This is a genomic window from Terriglobus sp. YAF25 (genome assembly GCF_052113305.1).
In the GTDB taxonomy this organism is placed as follows: Bacteria; Acidobacteriota; Terriglobia; order Terriglobales; family Acidobacteriaceae; genus Terriglobus.
In genome coordinates this window covers 1-4,571 of sequence record NZ_JBFRCY010000365.1, presented here as the reverse complement: position 1 = coordinate 4,571, position 4,571 = coordinate 1, and the positions used below count along the sequence as shown (strand labels likewise).

Annotated in this window: 3 protein-coding genes; all 3 read left to right on the top strand. The window is 59.8% G+C overall.

Annotated features, from left to right (window positions below):
• The first annotated feature begins 158 nt into the window (after positions 1-158).
• Positions 159-1,112, top strand: coding sequence for an RNA polymerase sigma factor (locus AB4043_RS15665; RefSeq protein ID WP_442303168.1), 954 nt, complete (start codon positions 159-161; stop codon positions 1,110-1,112).
• Positions 1,109-2,422: a carboxypeptidase regulatory-like domain-containing protein gene (locus AB4043_RS15660; protein WP_442307468.1), complete on the top strand. Its 1,314-nt coding sequence runs from the start codon at positions 1,109-1,111 to the stop codon at positions 2,420-2,422. Before AB4043_RS15665 ends, AB4043_RS15660 begins: the two co-directional genes overlap by 4 nt.
• 503 nt (positions 2,423-2,925) lie before the next feature.
• The coding region (locus AB4043_RS15655; protein WP_442307467.1) for an MG2 domain-containing protein at positions 2,926-4,571 on the top strand (1,646 nt) is incomplete at its 3' end.

Genomic DNA, 4,571 nt, shown 5'->3' with positions numbered 1-4,571 from the left:
GTTTTGCTTAAGGGCATGGCTTTAGCCATGCCGTACCAGCACGCAAACGACGCGGCTTTAGCCGCTGAGGGCTTCGCTTCTTTGCCTTCATCGTCAACGTCGTGGATGCATATCGGGAATAAACACGCATCTTGCATCGCTCGCGGTATCTTGGGAGCGTGGATTCTCTGCCTCTCCAGGACGGGTTACAGAGCGGGCTTGCGGAAGATGTACCGCTTGCTGCGCCGGTGGAGCGTGCAGGCATCTCGCCCGGGGATCTGCGGGAGTTGTGGACACAGGCGCAGGCTGCGGCCTGTGAACTTTCTGAAGCGGAGTTTGCGCTGGCTCTCGCCGCTGCCGGGGCGAAGTACAACTTCGGACTTCCGGCACAGCAGGCATCCACACCCAGCCAAAGGCTAGCGTTTTACCGGAACCTGCACCTGAAAGAGCTGGCGCTGGCGCATGCCTGCGCGCTGGGTCGCGATGCAGCGTGGCAGGTGTTTGTCTCTCAGTACCAGGCGGCGCTCAAACAAGCCGCTATTAGAATCACGGGGTCGGCTTCGCTGGGAGAAGACCTGGCGGGCGCGCTTTACTCCGAGCTCTTCGGACTGACGGAGCGTGATGGTGTGCGCCGATCTCCGCTGGCGAGCTATACCGGCCGCGGATCGCTGATGGGATGGCTGCAGGCCACACTGGCGCAGCGACATGTGGATCATCATCGCCGCACCCATCGCGAGACTCCGCTCGAAGACAATGATTTTGCCGCGGCGCCGGCGGCCGCTGCTCCTCCTTCGCAGGAGATCGAACGGCTGAAGGACGCCATCGGCAATACCTTCAATACCTTGCCGGCAGAAGATCGCTTACTGCTCGTATCGTATTTTCTGGATGGGCGTACCCTGCTGGAACTGGCGCGGCTTCTTCGCGTGCATGAGGCCACGATGAGCCGCCGATTGAAGCGGCTGACGCAGGACCTGCGAAAGAGGCTGCTGAAAGATTTACAGGCGCATGGCATGAGCCGTGCCGCCGCGGAGGAGGCGCTGGGAACCGATCCGCGGGATATCGACATCAATCTGCGAAGTCTGCTGCAAGCTTCGCCATTTTCTCCGTTCTCTCAACAGGCAGGGACCAGATGAACGAGCCTCTCCAACCCGGCCACCACCTCGACGCGGACCAGCTTGCCGCGTTCGTGGAGGGCGCGCTCACCGAGCAGGAGCGCCAGGAGAGCCTTGCCCATATGGCCGTGTGCGAGCAGTGCCGCGACATCGCGTTCCTGATGCAACCGGAGATGGCAGCCGAGTCCGCAGCTGTTGCAGCGCCGCGACTTCCCTTCTGRCGTCGGTTTACGCCGCTGGTCTATGCAAGTGGGCTGGGCGTCTGCGCTACGGTGTTGATTGTCTTTGCCTGGATGCATCAGGGGCCACCGCCACCACCGAGGAGCAATGTTGCCCAGGTCGTTCCTGCTCCGCCTGTTTCGCAGATCCCGGCTCGCACAGCATCTGAGGTACCGGCAGCGCCGCCAAACCGCGCACAAAACCAGAAGAAAGCTGAGCCTCCTCCAGCCACTTCTCCGAAGGCTGTAGAACCGGCGCTTGCATCCGCGAAAACTCCAATGCCTTCCGCCGATACCGCTGCGATCCCGGCTATCGCTGCGAGACAGAACGTCAGGATGAGCCAGCCCGCGACTGCGGCTGCCGGCTTAGCTCCGCTCAATAACACGCAGGTCATCAATGGCCGGAATTTCTCAACATCTCTGGCGATACAGCCGGTGGTGAACTCTGCGACTCCCACATTGCAGTTCCCGCCGCCCAACGGGCAACTCGCGCTGCGTATCGAACACGGTCAACCCCTTGCCGGACCGCAGGCAAAGGTGGCCGGWGTCGTGCTCGACCTCTCGGGAGCTACCATCTCCGGAGCCACCGTCACCCTGCGGCAGCCCAACACGCCGCTGCGCCAGACAAAGACAGATAACGCCGGCAACTTCACGCTCGCCTCCCTTCCCGCAGGCAGATACAACCTGGAGATTGCGGCACCCGGTTTCCGGACCGTGACGCAACCGCTGGACCTGCAGGCGAATGATCTTGCGCTGCTCACGTCGCAGGTTCCGGTCGGCTCTACAAGTGAGTCGGTCGAAGTTACGGCCGAGGCACCGGCGCTGCTGACAGAATCTGCCTCGGTCGCCTCTATCCCGGTCGAGATGAAGCTGCCTCACAATGCGGAGGTAGCTAACACCGTCTATCGGGGCAAACGCGTGCTCGCTCTCGACGTTACGGGGAAGGTCTACTTCAGCACCAACAGCGGTAAGCGCTGGAAGACGATCAAGCCGCTGTGGGATGGGAAAGTCTCACAGATAGAGGCTGCGGAGCATGGAGAGGGATTCTCTCTCACTACGGAATCAGGTGGCGTCTGGTCAAGCGAGGATGGGAAGCACTGGCGGAAGTACTAGGAGTGTGTCCAGTTCTCCCTTTTCCCACAGATACGAGGTCGTACGGTACCTCAGCGGCTAAAGCCGCACGTCCTTTTAGAACCGATACGGCACGGCTGAAGCCGTGCCCTTAAGCAAAGCATTCGCACCGCTGGTGCGAAATGGTTGCGCGACGCGCAACGGTAGTTAACCGATGCCGCTAAGCTCTATCATCCGTTATCAACTTCACGAATAGCAAGCAAGTAGGGACACCGTGTTCCAGACAGCGACGTTATATCCGTAAACGTTGTCTTTCGTTCGCGCGAAGCGCGAATGCCTTGCTTAAGGGGACGGCTTCAGCCGTCCCGTAACAAGCTCCCCAAGGACGGCGGCTTTAGCCGCTGAGGTACCTTTCTGTACTTCATTCCTACCCAAATTAATCTCAAAAAATTCCTGCAAGTTTTACGGCAAGGCACGTTCTCCACATAGAGACGAAGAATACCGGCGCGAAGACGCGTATGTTCGCGCCGCGGAGAGGCCCTGTCATGAACGCTCGTTTGTCCCGCTGCTGTGTACTGCTCTTCTGCCTTTTGGCGTTGCTAACACTCGGCCATCCGCTATGGGCGCAGACCATGCATGCGTTGCTTACGCATCATGTGCTCTCGCTTGAAGTTCCCTTTCATGCAGATCGTGCGGGCAGCGGCCGGCTGATCGTCGACCTTCTCAGCCCCGAAGATGAAGTACTTGGACATAGCGAACGTACGGTACACGCGGTGGCCGGTGATAACTTGTGGCGGACAGAGATCGCCGGCAAACCGCACGTTGTTGACAGCGAATTGGTATGGCACCGGGTTCGCTGCCGTTTTCTTCTCGATGGCGAAAAGACGCCTGCCATGGAAAGCACGGAGACCGTCGCCACCATTCTACGCAGGCCGGTGATGCGCATCCTCGCGCAGAGCTCGTATCTCTCCGGTGCGCAGGCGGCGATCCGCGTCATTGTTCTTGACCGCGATACCGGCGATCCATTGCAAGGTGTGGAGAACAGCACACTTCGTATCGAGCTCGAGGAGCAGACCACAAACGCACCTCGCTTCGTCGTCAGACCTGACCAACAGGGTAATGTCGCGATTGAGCTCGAAGACACGCAGAAGAAGCCCATCACACTGTTCAACGGTAAGCTCGATCGCCGGGGCACCATCGATGCCGCGTTTCATTTTCCCGCCGGAGTGACAGGGGCGCGGATGCTGCATCTCGTCGCTGAGACCGCCTTCGGGACAATTGAAAGCACCCAGCAGATTGATCTGGAATCCAAGACCGGCATTCTGCTGACCACGGAAAAACCGATCTATCAACCGGCGCAGACCATCCATGCGCGGGCGCTGGCTCTGGACCGCGCTGACCATCATGCCGTCGCCGGACGCAAGCTTACCTTCGAGCTCGAAGATTCGCGCGGCAACAAGGTCTTTCGCCGTGCGGCGCAGACCGATGCCTATGGTGTGGCCTCAGCCGAGTTCACCCTTGCCGGTGAGGTTAACCTCGGCGCCTATCATCTGCGCGCTGTGATGGGCGACACCGATCATCCCTCCGATACACAGGAGGTCACGCTGCAGGTGCAACGCTACGTCCTGCCCAAGTTCCGCGTTGCCATCGATCTTGCGCAGAAGAATGGCAAACCGAAGCGCGACTATCGCCCTGGAGAACACATTACCGGTACTGTGCACGCAAACTACTTCTTCGGTAAGCCGGTTTCAGATGCTCCGATCAACATTACGGTGCATGGCATGGATGTCTCCCTATTTACTGCGGCTCACGCGGAAGGCCGCAGCGACACAAACGGCGACTATCGCTTTGACGTAGCTCTACCGGAGTACATGACAGGACGCAAGCAGAACCAGGGAGCCGCGCCTGTTCTGATTGAGGCCTCGGTCAAAGACTCTGCCGCACACACCGAGACGAAGAACGAACCCATCACGGTGAGTCAGTCGCCGCTGCTGATCACCGCGGTCCCCGAGGGTGGAACGCTGGTTCCCGGTATCGAGAACCAGGTCTTTGTTCTTGCCTCCTATCCGGATGGCACACCTGCGCCGGCGGAGATACGCGTCCAGCTCAACGGGGGCTCTACCCAACGTCTTGAAACGGACCTTGGAGGAATTGCCATCGCCCACATAACGCCGACGCGCGGTGTGGAGAT